At 60.7% G+C, this 22,395-nt stretch carries 20 protein-coding genes; 14 read left to right on the top strand and 6 right to left on the bottom strand.

Features of this window, described 5'->3' with window-relative positions; all coding sequences use genetic code 11:
• Positions 1-39: 39 nt before the first annotated feature.
• Positions 40-945: a LysR family transcriptional regulator gene (locus tag KW839_RS22725; RefSeq protein WP_218425580.1), complete on the bottom strand. Its 906-nt coding sequence runs from the start codon at positions 943-945 to the stop codon at positions 40-42.
• A 231-nt stretch (positions 946-1,176) separates the two neighbouring features.
• On the opposite strand from KW839_RS22725, the gene KW839_RS22720 reads away from it, so the two are divergent.
• Positions 1,177-2,367, top strand: a complete 1,191-nt coding sequence (locus KW839_RS22720) for an aspartate aminotransferase family protein (protein ID WP_218425579.1) — start codon at positions 1,177-1,179, stop codon at positions 2,365-2,367.
• Here KW839_RS22720 and KW839_RS22715 read toward each other — a convergent pair.
• The 4 genes from KW839_RS22715 to KW839_RS22700 all read right to left on the bottom strand — a co-directional run bounded on the left by KW839_RS22715 (position 2,361) and on the right by KW839_RS22700 (position 5,519).
• Positions 2,361-2,615, bottom strand: a complete 255-nt coding sequence (locus KW839_RS22715; RefSeq protein ID WP_060543062.1) for a Txe/YoeB family addiction module toxin — start codon at positions 2,613-2,615, stop codon at positions 2,361-2,363. The genes KW839_RS22720 and KW839_RS22715 overlap by 7 nt on opposite strands.
• Positions 2,612-2,866 carry a type II toxin-antitoxin system prevent-host-death family antitoxin gene (locus tag KW839_RS22710; RefSeq protein ID WP_082457593.1) on the bottom strand — a complete coding sequence of 85 codons (255 nt, stop codon included), beginning with the start codon at positions 2,864-2,866 and terminating at the stop codon, positions 2,612-2,614. Before KW839_RS22710 ends, KW839_RS22715 begins: the two co-directional genes overlap by 4 nt.
• Positions 2,867-3,051: 185 nt before the next feature.
• Positions 3,052-3,543, bottom strand: a complete 492-nt coding sequence (locus KW839_RS22705; protein ID WP_060543190.1) for an adenylate kinase — start codon at positions 3,541-3,543, stop codon at positions 3,052-3,054.
• Between the two features lie 56 nt (positions 3,544-3,599).
• Positions 3,600-5,519: an alkaline phosphatase D family protein gene (locus KW839_RS22700; protein ID WP_218425578.1), complete on the bottom strand. Its 1,920-nt coding sequence runs from the start codon at positions 5,517-5,519 to the stop codon at positions 3,600-3,602.
• Positions 5,520-5,646: 127 nt separating this feature from the next.
• Between KW839_RS22700 and KW839_RS22695 the strand changes: the two genes are divergently transcribed.
• The 8 genes from KW839_RS22695 to KW839_RS22660 all read left to right on the top strand — a co-directional run bounded on the left by KW839_RS22695 (position 5,647) and on the right by KW839_RS22660 (position 12,645).
• Complete coding sequence (locus KW839_RS22695; protein ID WP_218425577.1) at positions 5,647-6,108, top strand: hypothetical protein; 462 nt, start codon at positions 5,647-5,649, stop codon at positions 6,106-6,108.
• A 150-nt stretch (positions 6,109-6,258) separates the two neighbouring features.
• Positions 6,259-7,239, top strand: a complete 981-nt coding sequence (locus KW839_RS22690; RefSeq protein WP_060543065.1) for a quinone oxidoreductase — start codon at positions 6,259-6,261, stop codon at positions 7,237-7,239.
• 13 nt (positions 7,240-7,252) lie between these two features.
• Positions 7,253-8,101 carry a TauD/TfdA family dioxygenase gene (locus tag KW839_RS22685; protein ID WP_218425576.1) on the top strand — a complete coding sequence of 283 codons (849 nt, stop codon included), beginning with the start codon at positions 7,253-7,255 and terminating at the stop codon, positions 8,099-8,101.
• Between the two features lie 82 nt (positions 8,102-8,183).
• The gene (locus tag KW839_RS22680; RefSeq protein WP_060543067.1) at positions 8,184-9,236 is read left to right on the top strand and encodes a 3-keto-5-aminohexanoate cleavage protein; all 1,053 of its coding nucleotides are present in this window, start codon (positions 8,184-8,186) and stop codon (positions 9,234-9,236) included.
• A 91-nt stretch (positions 9,237-9,327) separates the two neighbouring features.
• Positions 9,328-10,656 (top strand): MFS transporter, encoded by a 1,329-nt coding sequence (locus tag KW839_RS22675; RefSeq protein ID WP_060543068.1) that lies wholly within the window; start codon positions 9,328-9,330, stop codon positions 10,654-10,656.
• Positions 10,653-11,315: a DsbA family oxidoreductase gene (locus KW839_RS22670; RefSeq protein WP_060543069.1), complete on the top strand. Its 663-nt coding sequence runs from the start codon at positions 10,653-10,655 to the stop codon at positions 11,313-11,315. The genes KW839_RS22675 and KW839_RS22670 overlap by 4 nt, the downstream gene beginning before the upstream one ends.
• Positions 11,312-11,638, top strand: a complete 327-nt coding sequence (locus KW839_RS22665) for a Rieske 2Fe-2S domain-containing protein (RefSeq protein ID WP_060543070.1) — start codon at positions 11,312-11,314, stop codon at positions 11,636-11,638. Before KW839_RS22670 ends, KW839_RS22665 begins: the two co-directional genes overlap by 4 nt.
• Positions 11,635-12,645 carry a YeiH family protein gene (locus tag KW839_RS22660; protein ID WP_060543071.1) on the top strand — a complete coding sequence of 337 codons (1,011 nt, stop codon included), beginning with the start codon at positions 11,635-11,637 and terminating at the stop codon, positions 12,643-12,645. Before KW839_RS22665 ends, KW839_RS22660 begins: the two co-directional genes overlap by 4 nt.
• A 328-nt stretch (positions 12,646-12,973) precedes the next feature.
• On the opposite strand, the gene KW839_RS22655 is transcribed toward KW839_RS22660, so the two are convergent.
• Positions 12,974-14,029 carry an AraC family transcriptional regulator gene (locus KW839_RS22655; RefSeq protein ID WP_060543072.1) on the bottom strand — a complete coding sequence of 352 codons (1,056 nt, stop codon included), beginning with the start codon at positions 14,027-14,029 and terminating at the stop codon, positions 12,974-12,976.
• A 364-nt stretch (positions 14,030-14,393) separates the two neighbouring features.
• On the opposite strand from KW839_RS22655, the gene KW839_RS22650 reads away from it, so the two are divergent.
• The 5 genes from KW839_RS22650 (at position 14,394) to KW839_RS22630 (ending at position 22,389) form a co-directional block, all read left to right on the top strand.
• Entirely contained in the window at positions 14,394-14,960 is a 567-nt protein-coding gene (locus tag KW839_RS22650) for an alpha/beta hydrolase (protein ID WP_060543073.1), read from the top strand.
• Positions 14,961-15,082: 122 nt separating this feature from the next.
• A complete protein-coding gene (locus tag KW839_RS22645) occupies positions 15,083-17,095 on the top strand; it encodes a DUF1302 domain-containing protein (protein ID WP_060543074.1) in 2,013 nt (670 codons plus the stop codon).
• Between the two features lie 40 nt (positions 17,096-17,135).
• Complete coding sequence (locus KW839_RS22640) at positions 17,136-18,494, top strand: DUF1329 domain-containing protein (RefSeq protein WP_218425575.1); 1,359 nt, start codon at positions 17,136-17,138, stop codon at positions 18,492-18,494.
• Positions 18,495-18,752: 258 nt separating this feature from the next.
• Entirely contained in the window at positions 18,753-19,844 is a 1,092-nt protein-coding gene (locus tag KW839_RS22635; RefSeq protein WP_218425574.1) for a YCF48-related protein, read from the top strand.
• Positions 19,845-19,860: 16 nt separating this feature from the next.
• Positions 19,861-22,389 (top strand): RND family transporter, encoded by a 2,529-nt coding sequence (locus KW839_RS22630; protein ID WP_218425573.1) that lies wholly within the window; start codon positions 19,861-19,863, stop codon positions 22,387-22,389.
• Positions 22,390-22,395: the final 6 nt, after the last annotated feature.

Below are 22,395 nucleotides of genomic sequence, written 5' to 3'. Positions count from 1 at the left end.
CTATCGGCTGGCAGATTAGTGCAAGGCGCATTCGGCCCGCTAGTGTCTGCCCCACAACTGCATGGCGAAGTCGACGAAACGACGCAATTTCGGCAAACGGTAGCGATCCTGAGCGTATACCAGGTGCATCGGCCGGCTGAGCGGCTGGTAATCCGGCATCAAAGCCTGCAGGTTTCCGTCCTTGAGGTCTTGCTCGACCAGGGCATCGGGCATCATCACGATGCCCATGCCGGTGCGCGCCGCCTGATGCATGGCTGCCGAACTATTGATCAGCATCGGGCCACTGACCGCAACGGCGACGTCGCCTTCAGGTCCGCTCAGACGCCATTGCTTTTCCACCGATTGCCAGTCGTCTCCGGCCGGATACGCGAAGGACAGGCAATCGTGGTGTTGCAGGTCGGCAGGGTGCTCCGGTACCCCGCGGCGTGCCAGGTATTGCGGGGCTGCGCACATGGTCAGGGTGTAGTCGACCAGTGGCCGGGCGATCAGGCTGGAAGGCTCAAGCGCACCAAGGCGGAACGCCACGTCGAAGCCGTTATCCAGCAGGTCCGGGCGCCGGTTGGTGAGCACGACATCGAGTTTCACCCGCGGGTTGTGCAGGCTGAACTCGCTCAAGGCCGGTGCCAGGCGTTCGGTGCCGAACGTCAGCGGCGCGGTGATGCGCAGGGTGCCACTGGGTTCGTCGAGGGCCTGTTCCGCCAAGCGTTCGGAATCCGCCACCAGGCCCAACACTTCAAGGCAACGCTGATAATACGCGGTACCGAATTCTGTCAGGCGCTGGCGCCGGGTGGTGCGGTTGAGCAGGCGCACACCCAGGCGCTGCTCCAGGGCCTTGAGGTGATTGCCGACCATGGTCGTGGACATTTCGCACTGCAGGGCGGCGGCCGTCATGCTACCGGCCTCCACGACTTTGACGTAAACGGTCATTGCCTGGAACAGATCCATTATCAAGCCCAGCTTAAAAATGATTGAAGTTTTACCGGGTTTATCCAGCTCAGGTGGCTAACCATACTGCAAAAACACCGACCCTTGCCGTAAAGTCTTGTAGGAGCGAGCATGCTCGCGATGGACTCAAGAGCGCCGCGTTTAGCCAGTAAACCCGCGTTATCGTTAACGACCATCGCGAGCATGCTCGCTCCTACAAGGATCCCACGACCCTTGCTGGAGCTTGATGTCATGACCGCCGCCTGCCTGATGAGTACGTACCAACCCCTGGCCTTGAGCTTCACCAAAGGCCTGGGCACACGCCTGTGGGACCAGGCCGGTCGTGAGTACCTGGACGCGGTCGCCGGCGTGGCGGTGACCAATGTCGGGCATTGCCACCCGAAAGTCGTCGCGGCCATCAGCGAGCAGGCCGGGCTCCTCCTGCACACGTCCAATCTCTACAGCATCGACTGGCAGCAGCGGCTGGCGCAGAAGCTGACTCGGCTGGCGGGCATGGACGGGGCGTTTTTCAACAACTCCGGTGCCGAGGCCAACGAAACCGCGCTGAAAATCGCCCGGCTGCATGGCTGGCACAAAGGCATCGAGCAACCGCTGGTGGTGGTCATGGAGAACGCGTTCCATGGCCGGACCCTCGGCACCCTGTCGGCCAGCGACGGCCCGGCGGTGAGGCTGGGCTTCAACAAATTACCGGGGGATTTCGTCAAGGTGCCGTTCGGCGACCTCGAAGCCCTGGAACGGGTGCAACAGACACATGGCTCGCGGATCGTGGCGATCCTGATGGAACCGATACAGGGTGAAAGCGGTGTGCAGCTGGCGCCGCCCGGTTATCTCAAGGCCCTGCGCGAATTGTGCAACCGGCGCTCCTGGTTGTTGATGCTCGACGAAATCCAGACCGGCATCGGCCGCACCGGCCAGTGGTTTGCCTGCCAGCATGAAGGCATCGTCCCGGACGTCATGACGCTGGCCAAAGGCCTGGGTAACGGCATCCCCATCGGTGCCTGCCTGGCTCGGGGCAAAGCCGCTGAACTGTTCACCCCTGGCAGCCATGGCAGCACCTTCGGCGGCAATCCGCTGGCCTGCCGGGTGGCCTGCACCGTGCTGGAGATTATCGAAGAACAAGGGCTGCTGGATAATGCGCGGCTGCAGGGCGAACGACTGCTCGACAGATTGCGCATGGAACTGGCGGATGAACCCAACGTATCAGCGATCCGCGGGCAGGGCCTGATGATCGGTATCGAACTCAAGCAATCGATCCGCGACCTGAGCCTGATCGCCGCCAGGGATCATGCCTTGCTGATCAACGTGACGCGCGGGCAGATCATTCGCCTGCTGCCGCCGCTGACGATTGATGAGCGGGAGGTGGAGATGATTGTCAGAGGGGTGAGCCAGGTTGTGAAAGCGGCTCCTGCAGCGGATCAGTAGTGATATCTGCACATGACGATGCGCATTTCACCCTCTTCGATGGTATAGACCAGCCGGTGTTCAGCCGTAATCCGTCGAGACCAGAAACCGCTCAGGTTATGTTTGAGCGGTTCAGGTTTTCCAAGGCCGCCGAACGGTTCGCGCTGAATGGCTTTGATCAGTAAATTGATTCGTTTGAGGCCGGCCTTATCGTTTTGCTGGAACCAGAGGTAGTCCTCCCAGCCTTCGGAAGTGAACTCGATATTCATGTTTCAATAAGTTGCCTGGCTTTGGTTTTCCCTGCCCGCAGGTTGCCGATCGATTTGATTAACCGTGCAGCATTGGCTGGCGAACGCAGCAGGTAGGCGGTCTCTTCCAGTGAGTTGTATTCCGCCAGTGACATCATCACTACCGGTTCGCCTTTCTGGCGAGTCACCAGTAAAGGGGCGCGGTCCTCGTTGACCCTATCCATGGTCTCTGCCAAATGCGCGCGTGCGGTGGTGTAGTTGATGGTTTGCATGTTGTAGTCCTCGCTTGATGCTAAGAACGTACAGAAATGAGTACAGGATGACAAGGCGATACCTCTCAGTGGTCGTCAGGAAATGGGTGCACCAATGCCTGCACTGAGTATCGTCGAAATCACTTCGGGACGTTTCCGTGACCGTTGTAGTCCCATTCCGATTTGAACTTCCGGGGCATGGATCACTAGGTCTGCCGCAGTGAGCAGATCAAACCTGCCATCTCATCCCGTCCTGCCAGTTGTATCTTTGAGCCACCAAAACCATTGAACAACCGCCGATGACCTGCATAGCCGCTGTCCCCCTCACGGCTTCGATAGCTTGCGGCCCACTCCAGCATGGCGAGCAATCGATCATCGTCCTTTGTTTCCCGCTGGCGAATGTTGGCCACGCACTCTTGATCCTCGACGCACAGCCAGATCAGCGTCGTGGCGCGGTGGATGATTTCGCTGATGATCCAGCCATACACCCCTTCGATCACCCAGCGCTCTTCATCGGCCGCTACCCGCGCCAGGGCCAGCACGTGCGAGCCGGGGCGGGGGATGCTGTGTTTGTCGGACAGCCAGTGAATCCGGTCCAGATCAATCCACGGCACCTTCAATGACCGGGCCATTCGGCTGGCCAGCCAGCTCTTGCCGGAGCCGGAGTTGCCGATGATCAGGGTTCGGCGCAGGTCCAGGCTGTTCGGGGGTGGCAGATTCGTCTTCATGCGCGGGAGTACCTGCGACAGATTCGTCAGTCGTGCTGTTGCGGTGCAACCATCCGGGTCTTCGGCGAGCCGTTCGAGTTGTGCTGATAGATCGCTTCGGGCTGGCCTTGATCATTGAAGAACACCTGGCCGATCCCTGCCGAATTCCATAGCCGTTCGCCCGCTTCGGCATGTTCCGGGATGTGCGGCACGATGCGCATGCGCCGGCGTTTGGTCAGCCAGTTCAGTGGTGAGCGTGGGGAATACAACCAGCGGTTGAGACGGTCGAACCATTCGAGCAGGTTGCGCGGGAATTCATTCTTGATGCCGCTGCTGGTGATTTGCCAGATTTTTGGCCCGCCCTTGCGGTGTCGTATGAATACTTCGTAGACGAAGGAATAATGCACATCGCCTGACAGCACCACATAGTTACCCGGCGTACGCGAGTGTCGGAAAATATTCAGGATTACCTGCGCCGCACCGCGATGGGCCATCCAGTTTTCTGCGTCCACCAGCAGCGGATAACCGCACCAGCTGAACACTCGCTGCACGGTCTCAATCAGTTTGACGCCGAAAATCGGCGCGGGTGAAACGATGATCGCGCTCGGGTGGTCGAGCAGTTCCTGCTGCAGTTCGCTCAGGGCTTCCCAGTCCAGCAATCCCGACGGTTGCTTGAGGTTCATCTCGCTGCGCCAGCGCCGGGTACGGGTGTCGACCACCAGCACGGCCGGGGTGGTCGGCAACAGGTAATGCCAGTTCTGAAACTTCAGCAGGTCATTGATCAAGTCGTCCTGAACCGGGCTGTCGAGGTAGCGGTCATCGCCACTGGCGCTCAGTGCGGCGGCCTTCTCCAGCACGGTAGTGAATGCATCGGGATGGTTGCCCCAGCCCTGGCACAGCATGTAAGCGATCAGCGCGTTGCCGATAATGCGCCGGGAGAATGGATGGCCGTAGGCCGTTTCCTCCCATTGCGCGGAAAGGTTCCAGTCATCGGTAATATCGTGGTCATCGAAAATCATCAGCGTCGGCAGATGCGCCAGTGCCCGGGCGACGTTGCCCAGGCCGCGGGTGAAAGAATCGATGCAAATCTGCTCAGCGGCATAACGCTCGCGTCGTTGCGGCGTCAGGGCAGGGGGCTGTGGCGTGATCAAGGTCCAGGGAGTCGGCGACCAGACCAACAGGTACATGGCCATGACTTCGGCGAACGTCACCAGGTGATTGTCGGCACTGCTGCTGGTGAAAATCGGCTTGCGTGCACCGCCGAAAAAACGCTCGCGCAGGGTTTCGTTGCTCTGCAGCGCCGGCAACAGATCCGCGCGGTGATAGTAACTGGCAGGGTGCTCGTAGAGTTTGGCGCTGTCGCTGACCACCGCACCTTCGAGGTGCTCCTCAAACAGGCCCAGGCGTTTGATCAAGGCATGAATCGCCCGCAACATCGGCCCGGCTACGTCGTCGGCATACACCTGGTCGCCGGTCATCATCAGCAGCGCCGGGCGGTCGTGGGCTGCAGGTTGTTCTGCCAGCAACCGATCGACGCACAGCAAGCCGTCGGCAGCCGGGTGATGAGGCTTGCGGCAGGAGCCATGCAGCAACTGATCGACCCGCGAGCGCAAAACCAAGGTCGGGCATCGGGCATCGCCGTACAGCAGATGAGGCGCCCACTCGGCGATACCCGCCTGCTCGTCGTCTATCAGCAGGTCATACTCGATCAGTTCGTCACAGGGCAGGGCGGTATCGAGATGCACATCGATCAGATGCACAAAGGCATGGGCGCCGACCGCAATGACCGTACACTGACTGGCATCGAGGCGGATATCGGCGCTACCTTGTATCCGCAAGGTCAGCGCCAGTGTCCTCGACCCGACCAGCCACAATACCAGGCGCCGGGGCTCCAGGCGCCGCAACAGCGGGCCGACGAGGACGGGTGGCAGGGCATGATCTTCAGTTTGTGGCAGCGGTGCGGGCATCCGGGTTCAAGACTCGAGAGGGTAGAGGCGGGCGATGATAACGCAGGTGGTGGCGGGACAGGCTAACGTGAAGCTGCCACGCCCTGTGTGAGGGTTCGGTAATATGTCGATCGCAAGAGGGGGATTCATGAACAAAGTCATCCTGCCGGCACTGGCTATTTTGCTATTCGCCCAGTCCCCGGCCTACGCCATCAACGACAAGTATCGCAAACAACTGGAGGCATCCGGTTGCACCCAGGTGAGCGAGCTCGAGGGCTGTGATATCCACAAGACCAAGGCGCAAAATGCCGAGGCCGGGTTCAGCAACCAGGCGCCGGTCACCACCGACACCACAACCGCGCCGACCCCCTATGCCGGGCAGTGGGTCGCCAAAAGTGACGCTGGCGCGACCGTCGCCACCATTCGCATCGACTCCAGGGAAAGCGTCTGGGTCAATGGTGAACGGGTCAAGGCCAAACGCACCGATGGCACGCTGCAATTCCATCAGGGCAAGCTCACTTTCACGATTCAGGGCGACCGACGGTTAATCAACGAAGACTACTGGATTGACAGCGATGCCGGGACCCGCGGGCCGATTCAGGTCGAGTAGCTTCGCGGCGCCGGAGGGTGCCGCCACGCCTGTCACGAAATGAAAAGCCATTGTCGTCTGATGAGAAGCATCGCAGCAGGCGTCAACTTACAGTCCAATCAGCGCAATTCGATGCCGCACGCCTACATTGCAGATTGGAGAACAAGAAAAATGGCCAAAGCCGTACGCTTTTACGAAACTGGTGGTCCCGAGGTTCTACGTTATGAAGACGTCGAGGTCGGCGATCCTGGTCCTGGCCAGGTCCGTCTGCGTCATGTAGCTGTGGGCCTGAACTATGCCGACACCTACTTCCGCAATGGTACCTATCCGATCCCGATGCCTAACGGCATGGGCGTCGAGGCTTCTGGCGTAGTCCAGGCCGTCGGCGAAGGTGTTACCAATGTCGAGGTCGGCGACCGCGTTACCTACACCGGTTTCCTCAATACCCTCGGCGCCTACAGCACCGAGCGCCTGATCGCGGCCGCACCGCTGATCAAGCTGCCTGAAACCATCAGCTTCGAGACCGCCGCTGCCATGACCATGCGCGGCCTGACGTCTTCGTACCTGATGCGTCGCATCTACGACTTCAAGGCTGGCGACACCATCTTGCTGCACGCTGCCGCCGGCGGTGTTGGCCTGATCGTTTCGCAGTGGGCCAAGCTGCTCGGCCTGAACGTGATTGGCACCGTGTCGACCGAGCAGAAGGCTGAAATTGCCCGCGCTCACGGTTGCGACCATACGATCAATTACAGCCATGAAGACGTCGCCGCTCGCGTTCGCGAGATGACCGATGGCGTGGGCGTCAACGTCGTGTTCGACAGCGTTGGCAAGAACACCTTCATGGGTTCGCTGGATTCGTTGAAACCCCGTGGCCTGATGGTTTGCGTGGGTACCGCGTCCGGACCGATCCCGGCCTTCGACCCAGTGATGCTGGCGATGAAAGGCTCGCTGTTCCTGACCCGTCCGGCCCTGGCCAACTACATCAGCGACCCGGCCGAAAAAGCCGAACTGGCTGGCGAGTTGTTCGACCACGTCGGCAGCGGCCGCATCAAGATCGAGATCAACCAGCACTACGCGTTGCAGGACGCGGTGCAAGCCCATCGCGATCTCGAGTCTCGCAAGACCACCGGCTCGTCGATTTTCGTCGTTTAAGGAGCTGCCAGCCATGAAAGTCGAACAATTGACCTGCAGCATTGGCGCCGAACTGATCGGCGTCAACCTGGCCGATGCGGTACATGACGATGGTCTGTTTGCCGAGATCCGTGACCAGTTGCTCAAGCATCGCGTGGTATTCCTGCGCGACCAGGACATCTCCCGCGCCGATCACGTGGCCTTCGCCCGTCGTTTCGGCGAGCTGGAAGATCACCCGGTAGCTGGCAGCGATCCGGATCATCCGGGTCTGGTGCGTATCTACAAAAACCCTGATCAGCCGATGGATCGTTACGAAAACGCCTGGCACACCGATGCGACCTGGCGCGAAGCGCCGCCAATGGGTTGTGTGCTGCGTTGCGTCGAATGCCCACCGGTTGGTGGCGACACCATGTGGACCAACATGGTCGAGGCTTATGCCCGCCTTCCGGAAGACGTGAAGCTGAAGATTGCCGACCTGCGCGCCCGCCACAGCATCGAAGCGAGCTTTGGTGCGGCCATGCCGATCGAAAAGCGTCTGGCGCTCAAGGCGATGTACCCGGATGCCGAGCACCCGGTAGTACGTACCCATCCGGAAACCGGGGAGAAGGTGCTGTTCGTCAACGCCTTCACCACTCACTTCAGCAACTACCACACCCCTGATCGGGTGCGGTTCGGCCAGGATGCCAATCCGGGTGCGGGTGAGCTGCTGCGTTACCTGGTCAGCCAGGCTTACATCCCGGAATATCAAGTGCGCTGGCGCTGGAAGCCTAACTCCATCGCTATCTGGGACAACCGCAGTACCCAGCACTACGCCGTCATGGATTACCCGCCATGCCATCGCAAGATGGAACGCGCCGGGATCATCGGCGACAAGACATTCTGATCGACCCTTCAGCAATAGCATTCGACTACAGTCTGCCTGGTATCCCCGGGCGGGCGGACAATCATAAAAATAGGAGTAATCCATGCAATTTTTCGACGATTCCCTGCACCCCGAAAACATGGAGAAAGTGGTTATCACCGTGGCCCCGTACGGCCCTGAGTGGATGCCAGAAGACTTCCCTGAAGACATCCCGCTGACCATGGATGAACAAATCCAGAAAGCGGTCGAGTGCTATGACGCCGGCGCCACCGTTCTGCACTTGCACGTGCGTGAACTGGACGGCAAGGGTTCCAAACGTCTGTCCAAGTTCAACGAGCTGATCGCCGGTGTGCGTGCAGCAGTGCCGGACATGATCATTCAGGTCGGTGGTTCGATTTCCTTCGCTCCAGAAAGCGATGGCGAAGCCGCCAAGTGGCTGTCCGATGACACCCGCCACATGCTGGCCGAGCTGACCCCGAAACCGGATCAGGTCACGGTGGCGATCAACACCACCCAGATGAACATCATGGAACTGCTGTATCCGGAATACCTGGAAGGTACTTCCCTGGCCAACCCTGCCTTCCAGGCGGCCTACAGCGAAATGACCGTGCCAGCCGGCCCGGCCTGGGTGATCGAGCACCTCAAGCGCCTGATGGACAACGACATCCAGCCGCACTTCCAGCTGACCGGCATCCATGCCCTGGAAACCCTTGAGCGCCTGGTACGCAAAGGCCTCTACAAGGGTCCGATGAACCTGACCTGGATCGGCATCGGCGGCGGTTTCGACGGTCCGAACCCGTTCAACTTCTTCAACTTCATCCACCGCGTTCCGAACGGTTGCACCTTGACCTCCGAGTCGCTGCTCAAGAACGTGCTGCCGTTCAACACCATGGCGATGTCCATGGGTCTGCACCCGCGCGTAGGCAATGAAGACACTATCATTGACCATAAGGGCGCTCGTTTCGGCTCGGTGGCGCAGATCAAGCAGACCGTGCGCATCGCTCACGAGCTGGGTCGCGAAATCGCCAATGGTAAAGAAGCCCGTGCTATCTATCGCATCGGCGAGAAGTACAACTCCATCGAAGAAACCCTGTTGGCCAACGGCATGGCCCCCAACCGCAAGGCTGGGCAGAAAGGTGTGCCGCAACGCGGCTGACCGGTAGCGAGGACGGGAGGTCGACGACCTCCCGTTCGCTGCAAAAGTAATACGCTGGATAACAACAATAAATAAAGCTTGAGGAGGCCCCATGGCCTTTACACCGATCGCCGCAGACGATGACGACTCCGGTTGTGTCACCGTAGCGCGTAAGTATGCCTGGATCGTCTTTGCACTGACGTTCGGTCTGTTGATTTCCGATTACATGTCACGCCAGGTGCTGAACGCGGTGTTCCCGCTGCTCAAGAGCGAGTGGGCACTGAGTGACAGTCAGCTTGGTCTGCTCAGTGGCATCGTCGCCCTGATGGTCGGCCTGCTGACCTTCCCGCTGTCGCTGATGGCCGACCGTTTCGGTCGGGTCAAGAGCCTGGCGCTGATGGCGATGCTGTGGAGTGTGGCCACCCTGGGCTGCGCCCTGGCGCAGGACTACCAGCAAATGTTCATCGCCCGCTTCATGGTCGGCGTGGGCGAAGCTGCCTACGGCAGCGTGGGTATCGCGGTAGTGATTTCGGTGTTTCCGAAGCACATGCGCGCCACCCTCGCCAGTGCGTTCATGGCCGGTGGCATGTTCGGCTCGGTACTGGGCATGGCCCTGGGCGGCGCTATTGCTGCCAAGCTGGGCTGGCGCTGGTCGTTTGCCGGCATGGCGCTGTTTGGCCTGTGCCTGGCGGTGCTTTACCCGATCATCGTCAAGGAAGCGCGCATTGCTCCGCAGCGTGCTGCCCGGGCGATGGACAAGGTGGCAGCGGTCAAGCGTCCGCTGAGCACGCTGTGGTCCAGCCGTTCAGTGATTGCGACTTACGTCGGCAGCGGTTTGCAGCTGTTTGTGGGTGGCACGGTGATCGTGTGGATTCCGAGCTATCTCAACCGTTATTACGACATGCCTACGGGCAAGGCGGGCGGTATCGCCGCAATCATCGTGTTGTGCAGCGGCGCCGGGATGATCCTGTGCGGCATGCTCAGCGACCGCCTGTGCCGTCACTCGCCGGAGCGCAAGGTCAGCCTGGCCATTGCTTTCTGTCTGGGCAGTTGCCTGCTGCTGTCGGCGGCATTCGCCTTGCCGGCGGGGCCTGCGCAACTGGGCTTGATCTGTCTGGGCATGCTGATTGCCGCGGGTACCACTGGTCCTTGCGGGGCGATGGTCGCCAACCTGACCCATTACTCGGTGCATGGTACGGCGTTCGCTACCCTGACTCTGGCCAACAACTTGCTGGGCCTGGCGCCTGGTCCGTTCATCACTGGTCGCTTGTCCGACCTGATCGGCCTGCACGCGGCGTTTCAAGTGGTGCCCCTGATCAGCATTGCGGCAGCGGCCGTGTTCTTTTATGCCAAGTGTCATTACCAAAAAGATATCGCCCGATTAAAGGGTGAGAGCGTCACTGACTCCGTCAGTGGCGCCGCGTTAGAGGTGAAGTTGTGAGCGGTAGTTTACGTATAGATGTGTTTATCGATTTCATTTGCCCCTGGTGCCTGATCGGCAAGCGCCAGCTGGAGCGTGCGCAAGAAATGTTGCGCAGCAGCCAGCCGGACGTGCAGATCACCACCGTGTGGCACGGGGTGCAATTGCTGCCGCACATGCCGGCACAAGGCGAACCCTTTGCCGACTTTTACCTCAAGCGCCTGGGCAGTGCCGATGCTGTCAGTATGCGCCAGGCTCAGGTGAAAATGGCCGCAAGTGCTGTCGGGGTGTCCATCGACTTCAGTCGTATCAAGACGATGCCCAACACAGCAGACGCTCATCGTCTGCTGGAGCGGGTCAACGCGCAGGGCACTGCCGCCCAGTGTGACGCATTGATCGAGCGACTGTTTGAAGCGTATTTCCACAACGGCGAGGATCTGGGTTGCCGTGAAACCCTGATCGCCATTGCCCGCTCGTGCGGTGTTGACGCAGACACCGTGGCTGACTGCCTGCTGGGCGATGCCAGCCCTTATGACAGTCATCCGGCTGCTGCCAGTGGCGTGCCGAGTTTTCAGTTCGACGGCCGCCTGCAAGTCGTCGGCGCACAGCCTGCCGAGGCATTGCTCGCGGCTATGGGCGAAGCCTTGCGCGACAGTGAACGCAAGCGGAATCCGGCATGAGCAGACGTATTCCCGTTCCTGCCAGCAAGCATCCGCAGGTCGGTGGCCGTGCGTTATTCGAGTTCGAGGACAAAAGCCTCGCACTGTTCAATGTCGATGGCGAGCTGTTCGCCATCGATGACAGCTGTCCCCATCAAGGTGCCTCGCTGTGTGGCGGTCGCCTTGAAGGCCGGGTGATTCAATGTTGTGCCCACGGCCTGCGTTTCAATCTGCAGAGCGGCTATCTGCTCAATTCCACCCAGCTGAAAGTCGCTAACTACCCGGTCGAGATCATCGACGGCCAGGCGTTTATCGTCATCGTTACCGAGGAGTCCGCGCCATGAGCGCCATCGCTCTCACCCGTCTCCATGCCCGCACGCGCGAATTGGCGCCGGGTTTTATCGTCAGCCTGATCGTTGCGGCTGCCGCTTCGTTTTTGTCCGAGCACTACGGTGCGCCGGTCATGCTGTTTGCCTTGCTGCTGGGCATGGCGCTGAACTTCCTGGCGTCTGAAGGCCCTTGCAAGGCCGGCATCGAATTCACTGCCCGTACGGTACTGCGCATTGGCGTAGCCCTGCTGGGCATGCGCATCACCCTTGAGCAGATGGCGGCACTGGGCTGGAAGCCGGTAGCGCTGGTGGTGATTCTGGTGGTGGTAACTATCAGTGTCTCGGTGATCGCGGCCAAGTTCCTGGGCTTCTCGCGTCTGTTCGGCATGCTCACCGGCGGTGCGACTGCGATCTGTGGCGCTTCGGCGGCGTTGGCGCTGGCAGCGGCTTTGCCTAACCATCCGCAGAAAGAGCGCGCGACCTTGTTCACGGTGATCGGGGTGTCGGCACTGTCGACCCTGGCGATGATCGTGTACCCGATGATCGCCAACTATTTTTCGCTGTCGCCGCAGCTGGCCGGGGTGTTCCTCGGGGCCACCATCCACGACGTCGCCCAGGTAGTCGGCGCCGGTTACAGCATGTCGACCGAGACCGGTGACACGGCCACCGTGGTCAAGCTGATGCGTGTCGCCATGCTGCTGCCGGTGATCGTCACCGCGGCCATGATTACCCGGATGCAAGGCGCCGACCCGACTGGCAAGCGTCCGCCGCTGCTGCCGTGGTTCGCCGTTGGATTCCTGATCCTGGCGTGCATCAACAGCACGGGCTGGATAGCTCCGGCAGTGCAGGGCGGGGTCAATGAGTTGTCGCGCTGGTGCCTGGTGATTTCCATCAGTGCCCTGGGCATGAAGACCCGCCTCAAGGAACTGGCGGCGGTCGGAATCAAGCCGATCCTGTTGATGGTAGGGGAGACGGTGTTCCTGGTACTGCTGGTGCTGCTGTTGCTGCACTGGGGTGCTTGAGAGCTCGACGGTAATACACCTGATGGCAGGGCTTCACTTGACTGACTCCTCGTCGCAGTGAAGCTCTTGGCCGGTGTCACAAACACCGGCCTTTGCGGCGACTGTACCAGCAGTCGCCGTTTTTTTTTGCGAGTTCGTTACGCAGCCCCGGGAAACACAGGGACAAGAAGGGTGAATTAGCGGTTGCTGCAAATATGACGCCGGATGGCGCAAGCGGGAAAAGCGCAAAACCTATAGGCGCGAGCACGCTCGCGAAAAAAACCGAGCGCGTCGCGGGCATCCAGAAAGCCTGCGTTATCGTTGACGACCATCGCGAGCGTGCTCGCTCCTACAGGGGTTGTTCCGGGTCGGGATCTGCCGCGTCTGCCTGAAACCTCACAACGCCCGGTTTGTGCGTACTGCGCCAAACCGCCGGCGGCATGCCGAACTGGTTGATGAACCAGCGGGTGAAGGAGCTGGCCATGGAGTAGCCGAGCATGTCGGCGATGCGACTGAGCGGGTAGCTCGGGTTTTCCAGATAGCGCAGCACCAGGTCGCGGCGCACGTCGTTGATCACGTCGTTGAAGGCGCAGCCGTCGTCCTTGAGCCTGCGTTGCAGGGTGCGCACGTTCATGCCCTGGCTCTGGGCAATCTGTTCGATGGTCGCACGCCCCATGGGCAGCAGCAGGTAGATGGCCTTGCGCACCTCAAACAGCATTGAGGTGTTTTCCTCGCCCTGCAGCGAGTCGAGGTAGCTCTGGGCGTAGCGCGCCATGGCCGGGTCGGCATGGGGGTTGGCCATGTCGAGACTGGTATTGGGGCAGACAATGCCATTGAACTCGCTGCCGAACTCCAGGTTGCAGTGAAACAGGCGGCGATGTAGCTGAAGGTTGTCGGGAGCCTGATGCATGAAGTTGACGCTGTAGGGGTGCCAGTGGCTGCCCAGCAGCGCGGCACAGAGGCGGAACATCACGCCGATGGCCAGCTCCGTAGCCTGGCGGCTGGGCATTGAAGAGTCGGTGACCACTTCTTCGCGAATGATCACCATCTTGCCGGCTTCTTCAACGAAAATGGCTAAAGAATTGTTCATCAGGTGCCGATAATGCAGCACCACCTGCAAGGCGTCGCGCAGGCTTCGCTGATGGCTCAGCAGCAGGCTGACCACCCCGAAGTCCGACAGTTGACGCGATTCGGCCATGTTCAGGCCAAAGCTCTGGCAGCCGCTGGCGACAGCCGAGTCTTCCAGCAGGCGCACCGCGGTATCGATGGGGATGCGCGTTTCAGGTGCCATCAACTGGGCCCTGCTCAGGCCAACGCCGGCCAATACCTCACGGGGGTTGAACCCCAGGTACTGGGTAACCTCCAGGTAGTTGGTCAAGACGGCGGCGCGAACAAGCTTGGTCATGCGAAGGTCTTTCCTTGGCCAATATGGTTGGCGTAATTGTAGTTATAAGTGTGGCGACTATATCCAGCGCTTTGGCGATTGAACAGTTGTGAAATGGTCCAACGCGCGCACGCCTGAGTGCTCCGAATCGTCTACGCTGCTGCTTCAAGGGTGCTTGATCCATTGATTACAGCGGCTTGTCACGCACCAGCGGTTTTTTTGACCGGTGGTCGCGGGCGACAAGTGTCCGACAATTTGTCATCAAAAGAAAAGTGCCTGACGTCCAATGTAAAGCGCCAGGGGTGGCCGCTCTTTAATGTCGACACTACAAAAAGCCCCTGGCAAAAGAGCCAGTCGAGTTATCGAGAAAGCGAAAGGTATTGACGTGGACAAACTGCAAACCGCTGCCACCGTTCTGATCGTACCCGGTCTGCGCGAGCACGTTGCCGAACATTGGCAGACGTTGCTTGAAGCCAGGCTGAGCAAGGTACGCAGTGTTCCGCCACTGGAAACCGACAAGCTCGATTGCATGGCGCGTGTGCGGGCGATCCAGCACGAACTCGAACAAATCGACGGTCCGGTGATTCTGGTCGCCCACAGTGCCGGCGTATTGATGGTCGCCCACTGGGCTGCGCACTTCAGCCGCCCGATCAAGGGCGCCCTGCTGGCCGCACCACCGGATCTGGATGCCAGTTGGCCGGCAAACTACCCTTCCCCTGAAACCCTGCGCAGCAGCGGTTGGGACCCTCTTCCTAAAGCCCCGCTGCCGTTTCGCAGCATCGTGGCCGCAAGTACCAACGATTACCTGGCCAGCCTGGATGCTGCCACTGACCTGGCTAAATGCTGGGGCGCCGAGTTGCTCAATCTGGGTGACGTCGGCCATCTCAATCCGGCTGCAGGATTTGGCCCCTGGCCCCAGGCTGAAGAGCTCATTCTGGAGCTGGACCGCTAGTACAGGAGCCGGTCTGGCCCCTTGCCAGCCGGCGTTTTGCCCTCGCTCCTGAAAGCGCAGTCCCGATGGGATTGCGGGAGGGCAGCTGCGCTTAAAACAAAAAAAATGGCGGAGACAACGCAATGCACAACACGCACAACAATAAGAGTCATGGCTTCACTGCGGCCCGTTACACCGTGCTGGCTTCGGCCATTATGGCGGCGTACATGCCGCTCGCTCATGGGGTAGAAATCGACACCGGCAACCCGGACTGGACTGCGCGTCTGGACAACACCGTCAAGTACAACTACGGCGTGCGCACCGAAAGTGCCGACAAACGCATGTTGGCATCGCCGAACAACAACGACGGCGACTACAACTTCCGCAAGGCCGGCACCAACATCACCAACCGTATCGACCTGTTGACCGAGATGGATGTGGTCTACAAGAACAGCATGGGCTTTCGCGTCAGTGCTGCCACCTGGTACGACAAGGCCTACGAGAACACCGGCTCCAACTCCAACCCGTTCGTCAACGGCAACGATGCACGCTCGGGCCTGGTCGCCAACGATCCACGTCTGGCCGGGGTCGTCAATGACAACGTCGGTAACGGCAGCTCGCACCTGAGCAACTATGCCCAGCGTTATTACACCGGCCCGTCCGGCGAAATCCTCGACGCCTTCGTGTTCTACAGCACGGAAGTGGGCGAAGAGTCGCTGCTGAGCTTCAAGGCCGGCCAGCACAACGTGTTCTGGGGCGAGACCATTCTCAACCCGGTGCACTCGATCAGCTACGGCCAGTCCGGCCTCGACCTGGCCAAGCTGGCCGCGTCACCGGGTACTGAAGCCAAGGAACTGTTCGTACCGCGCAACCAGCTGTCGACGACCTTCACCGTCAATCCAGAGCTGACCATTGGCGCCCAGTACTTCCTCGACTGGGATGCCGCGCGCCTGCCGGAAGCTGGCACCTATTACGGCGGTTCCGACCTGGTGGGCACCGGCGCGCAGTCGTTCCTGCTGGGCAACACCAACGGCATCGTTCCGGGCAGCCCGCTGGGTTGTGGCGTGGCCCCGTGCAACGCGCTGACCAACGTCCGTCGCGGCAATGACCTGACGCCGGACAAGCGCGGCGACTGGGGCGTCATGGCCAAGTGGTCGCCAGCCTGGCTGGACGGCACCCTCGGCGTCTACTACCGCGAAACATCGGAAATCCTGCCGCAAGCCTGGCTGGATGCCCGCGGCGTCACGTCGGCCAGCGCCAACGGCACCCCGCCGGCAGGCGCAGTGCCAGGCGTGGTCAACATCCTCAACTCGCTGAACACCGCCACCTACCAGATGGCCTATGCTGACGACATCAAGATCGTCGGCCTGAGCCTGTCCAAGGATGTGGGCGGGGTGAGCGTGGGTTCGGACCTGAACGTTCGTCACAACATGCCGCTGGCCAGTATTCCGGCGATTGTCAGCAGCACCAGTCCGTTGGGTCTGGGCAGAGGGCTTGGCTTGTTGCCGGCACGTACCGCCGCCACCGGTGTGATTTACGACACGCCCAAAGATGGCGACAGCATGGCCGCCACCGGCGACACCTTGCACTGGACGCTCAACGGTCTGATGACCCTGCCGAAAACGCCTGTGTTTGACTCGGCGACTGTGCTCGCAGAGCTGTACTACAGCAACCTGCTCAAGCTCGATAGCAAAAACGAGGCGCTCTACAAAGGCAAGGATACCTATCGCGGCATCGACAAGGCGACCCGCGACAACTGGGGCCTGGCACTTAACTTCACACCGACCTGGTACCAGGTATTCCCGGGTGTCGACCTCAACGCCCCGATGTCGATCAACATCGGTCTTGATGGTGTGTCGCCGGTCTCCGGTGGCGGTGCCAAGGACACCGGTAACTACGCAGTCGGCATGGGTGCCGTTGTGTACAACAAATACTTTGTCGACCTGAAGTACGTGGACGCCTTCGGCAAGGCCGACAAGTGCAACAACAGTGGTGTGAGCACCGGACCAACTGGTGGTGACGGCTCGACACCCAACGCCTTCAGCGGCAACGAAAACTACGCCTGCTACGCCGGTGGCTACTCAGCCTTCTCCGGTGGTGGTGCTACGACTGAAGACCGTGGCGCTGTTTACCTGACGATGAAAACCACCTTTTGATGCACCACTTCTTACTTAATGTAAGCAGGAGAATAACAAGATGAAATTTGCACAAACCGTGTTGGCCGCTTCGCTGGCGATGATCCTCGCCGGCCAGGCACAGGCCTCTGTATCGGCTCAGGAAGCCGCCAAGCTGGGCACCAGCCTGACCCTGGTCGGCGCTGAAAAAGCCGGCAATGCCGATGGCTCCATCCCTGCCTACGACGGTGGCCTGACCACCCCGCCTGCCAGTTTCAAGGCCGGTGACAGCATGCGTCCGGATCCTTTTGTGAACGAGAAGCCAGTGCTGGTGATCGACGGCAAGAACGTCGATCAGTACAAGGGCATGCTCACCGCCACCACCGTGGAGCTGGCCAAGCGTTTCCCCAGCTTCCACGTCAACGTATACCCTACTCACCGTACCGTCTCGCTGCCTAAGGCGGTGCTGGACAATGGCGTGAAAAACGCCACCGGTGCCAAGGCACTGGAAGGTGGCCTGGCCATCGACAACGTGTTGCCTGGTGTGCCGTTCCCGATTCCTCAGTCGGGTAACGAAGCCATGTGGAACTTCCTGTTGCGTTACCAGGGTGTGAGCATGAGCTCCAAGTACGACTCCTGGAACGTTGACTCCGCCGGCGTTGCGAGCCTGGCCACTACCGGGCAGGCGTTCATCTCCTATCCGATCTACGAGAACCTGTCGCAGCCGATCAGCGGCTCCGATGTGTACTACCAGATGAAGCTGGCTTACACCGGTCCTGCACGCCGGGCCGGCGAAGCGATGATGCTCAAGGACGCCGCCAACCCGCTGCAACAGCCACGTCGCGCCTGGCAGTACCTGCCGGGCCAGCGCCGCGTCAAGCTGGCACCGAACCTGGCCTACGACACGCCTAACCCAGGCACCGCCGGCGCGGGCACCTATGACGACGCTTTCGTGTTCAACGGTGCGCTGGATCGCTACGACTGGAAGGTGGTCGGCAAGCAGGAAATGTACGTGCCTTACAACACCTACAAGCTGACCTACGTCCAGGACCCGAAGTCGATCACGACGCCGAACCACCTGGCTCCAGAGTTCGTGCGCTGGGAGAAACACCGCGTATGGGTGGTCGAGGGCAATCTGAAGGCTGGCGCTCGTCACATCTACCAGAAGCGTCGCTTCTACCTCGACGAAGACAGCTGGAGCGCTTTGGCCTCGGATCAGTATGACGCCCGTGGTCAGCTGTACCGTGGTTCGTTCGCCTTCCTCAGCCAGAGCTATGACAAGCAGGTACCGGACGCCACGCCGTTCATGATCTATGACCTGGTGGGCGGTTCCTACAACATCAACGGTGTAGTCGGCCCGTACGGCGGCATCCAGTACATCGATCCGCTCTCCAAGGCTCAGTGGTCGTCGGAATCCCTGGCGGGCGCCGGCATTCGCTAAGCAAGCTCAATTGTAGGAACAAGTCTCCTCGCGATGAACGCAAGATCACCGCGGGGAGCCAGATATCCCGCGTCATCGTTAACGTCTATCGCGAGCATGCTCGCTCCTACAGAAAGGCGACGGACCTGTAGGGGCGAGCATGCTCGCGATGCACGCAAGATCCCCGCGGGGAGCCAGACATCCCGCGTCATCGTTAACGACCATCGCGAGCATGCTCGCTCCTACAGAAAGGCGAAGCAGTTTTGAAGAGGACGCAGTATGTGTTCGTATAAAAATAATATTGTGCAACTGACCCTCGGTGTTGTGCTCTGCCTGCTGCAGGGTGCCGCCCAGGCCGCCGATTATGTCGACGTCCTGGATCTGCCAGCCAAGGTCAGCGCCCTGGCGGGTAAAAGCCCGCTGTCCGGCGTAGCCCGTGCGGGCGAACGCGTGGTGGTGGTTGGCCAGCGCGGTCACATCCTGTTTTCCGACGATTCCGGCAAGCAATGGCAACAGGCCGTTGTGCCAGTCAGCGCCGACCTTACGGCGGTGAGTTTTCCAACGGCTACCCAAGGCTGGGCAGTGGGCAACGACGGCGTGGTGCTGCACAGCAGCGATGCCGGCGCGACCTGGGCCAAGCAGCTCGATGGCCGTCAGATCGGCGATTTGCTGATCAAACATTATTCCGCTTTGGCCACTGCCGAACCGGACAACGAAACGTGGCTCAACCTGGTCGCCGAAGGCCAGCGCCTGGTTGAACAGGGCGCCGACAAACCGCTGCTCGACGTGTGGTTCGCCAACGACAAGCTCGGCTATGTGGTGGGCGTGTTCAACCTGATCCTGCGCACCGAGGATGGCGGCCAGACCTGGACCCCGTTCCAGGACCGCACCGACAACCCACAGGGTTTCCATCTCAACGCCATTGCCTCCACCGGCGACGCTTTGTACATCGCCGGCGAGCAGGGCCTGCTACTCAAATGGGACGAAAGCGCGCAGCGCTTCACCGTCCTGGAAACACCGTATCAAGGCAGCTTCTTCGGCGTGCTCGGCAAGCCGGGCGAAGTGCTGGTGTACGGCTTGCGCGGCAACGTGCTGCGCAGCACCGATGGCGGCCAAAGCTGGACCGCACTGGATACCGGCCTGCACGTCAGCATTACCTCCGGCCTGGTCGATGCCAGCGGCAAGTACCGCTTGTTCACCCAGGGTGGGCAGATGCTGGTCAGCCAAGGCAGCGGCGAGCAGTTGCACCTGGTGCGCAAACCGGCACCGACCCCCATAGCCGGCGCAACGCAGTCCGCTGCTGGCGCACTGGTGGTGGCAGGCAGCCGTGGCGTCCAGGCGCTGTCCGTCGATCCAGACCTCGAACCCTAAGAGCGAGAACCCAGTCATGGGCAACATAAAACAAGAAGCCATGCCGGTGATCCGCGACCTGCGCGATTTCGACCAGAACTCCGGCAATCGCCTGGAACGCCTGGTGTTCAACTTCCGCCCGCTGTTCATGCTGCTGATGGCGCTGGCCACCGTGGTGCTGGGCTTCATGGCGGTGACCCGCCTGGAGCTGCGTCCCAGCTTCGAAAAAATGATTCCGCAGAGCCAGCCGTACATCCAGAATTTCCTCGAGAACCGCGCGTCCTTGCGCGGCCTGGGCAACTCGGTGCGGGTGGTGGTGGAAAACACCCAGGGCGATATCTTCGACCCCGAGTACCTGGACGTGCTCAAGCAGGTCAACGACCAGTTGTTCCTCACCGAAGGTGTCGACCGCGCCTGGATGAAGTCGCTGTGGAGCCCGGCAGTACGCTGGACCGAAGTCACCGAGCAAGGCTTCCAGGGTGGCCCGGTAATGCCCGACACCTACTCGGGGCAGCCGGAACAGATCGAACAACTGCGCCAGAACATCTCCCGCGCCGGCATCGTCGGCAGCCTGGTGGCCAGCGACTTCAAGTCGAGCATGCTCATCGTGCCGCTGCTCGATAAAGCTGCTGCGGGCGGCCAGCGCATCGACTACCACGCCTTTTCGCAGATGCTCGAAGAGCAATTGCGCGACAAGATCGAATATGCCGGCGACAGCGCCGCGCGTAAATCCGGGGAAGAGGGCAAGGGCAAGTACAAGGTGCGGGTGATCGGTTTCGCCAAGCTGATGGGCGACCTGATCGACGGCCTGATCCAGGTGATGATGTTCTTCGGCCTGGCCGTGATCACCTCGCTGGTCATCATCTACGCCTACACCCGTTGCGTGCGCAGCACGATGCTGGTGGTCGGCTGCTCGCTGATCGCGGTGGTCTGGCAACTGGGCATCGTCGCCTGGCTGGGCTACGCCATCGACCCGTACTCGGTACTGGTGCCGTTCCTGATCTTCGCCATCGGCGTGTCCCACGCCGCGCAGAAGATGAACGGCATCATGCAGGACATCGCCCGTGGCACCCACAAGCTGATCGCTGCGCGCTACACCTTCCGCCGTCTGTTCATTGCCGGTGTGACCGCCTTGCTCGCCGATGCGGTGGGTTTTGCCGTGCTGATGCTGATCGACATCCCGGTGATCCAGGACCTGGCCATCACCGCCAGTATCGGTGTCGCGGTATTGATCTTCACCTCGCTGCTGCTGATGCCAGTGGCGCTGTCCTACGTCGGCGTTGGCGCCAAGGCGGCCGAGCGCGCGCTGAAAATCGACAACCGTGCCGAACGCAACAAAGGCTTTGGCAAACTGTGGGAGATGCTCGATCGCTTCACCACGCGCAAGTGGGCCACCGGTGCGGTACTGGTCGCGTTGCTGATGGGCATCGGCGGCTTCATGGTCAGCCTGCAGTTGAAAATCGGCGACCTGGAAAGCGGTGCGCCGGAGTTGCGCGCCGACTCGCGTTACAACATCGATAACGCCTACATTACCAGCCACTACGCACTGTCCAGCGACCTGTTCGCGGTGATGATCAAGACCGCCCCGGAAGGCTGCCTGAACTACAAGACCCTGGTCCTGGCCGACCGCCTGGCCTGGGAGCTGCAGCAGTACCCGGGCGTGCAGGCGACCTCCTCGCTGGTCAACGCTGTGCGCCAGATCACTGCCGGTACCTACGAAGGCAACCCCAAGCTCAACAGCATCCAGCGCAACCAGGACGTGTTGAACTACGCCGCCCAGCAAGCCTCGGTCAACTCGCCGGAGCTGTTCAACAACAACTGCTCGCTGATGCCGGTAATCGCCTTCCTCAAGGATCACAAGGCTGAAACCCTGGATGCCGTGGTGGCGATTGCCGACAAGTTCGCCAAGGAAAACAGCACCGAGGATCGCCAGTTCCTGCTCGCCGCCGGCAGCGCCGGCATCGAGGCCGCGACCAACATCGTGGTGCGCGAAGCCAACCACACCATGCTGCTTTACGTGTATGCGGCGGTGACGCTGTTCTGCCTGATCACCTTCCGCAGCTGGCGGGCGACCCTGGTGGCATTGCTGCCGCTGGTGCTGACCTCGATCCTCTGCGAAGCCTTGATGGTGGCCATGGGCATCGGCGTGAAAGTGGCAACGTTGCCGGTAATCGCCCTGGGGGTGGGTATCGGGGTGGACTACGCCTTGTACCTGCTCAGCGTGCAATTGCACTTCCAGCGCCAGGGCATGCCGCTGTCCCAGGCCTACCGCAATGCGGTGTCGTTCACCGGCCGCGTGGTTGGTCTGGTCGGCATCACCCTGGCTGCCGGTGTGGTGTGCTGGGTCTGGTCGCCGATCAAGTTCCAGGCCGACATGGGCATCCTGCTGACCTTCATGTTCCTGTGGAACATGCTCGGTGCGCTGATCCTGATTCCGGCGCTGTCGTACTTCCTGCTGCGCGAACGTGTGCCGATGCCTGATGTAGATGACGCAGACGAACCAGCCGATAACACCGAAATGTCTCAACGTCCCGGCGTTACCAATGCCATGACAATTTCCGAGTAAGTAACG

Origin of the sequence: Pseudomonas sp. PDM31, assembly GCF_019218965.1 — a bacterium.
Taxonomy (GTDB): Bacteria; Pseudomonadota; Gammaproteobacteria; order Pseudomonadales; family Pseudomonadaceae; genus Aquipseudomonas.
The sequence above is the reverse complement of the archived record's forward strand: the minus strand, read 5'-3'. Positions and strand labels throughout refer to the sequence as shown.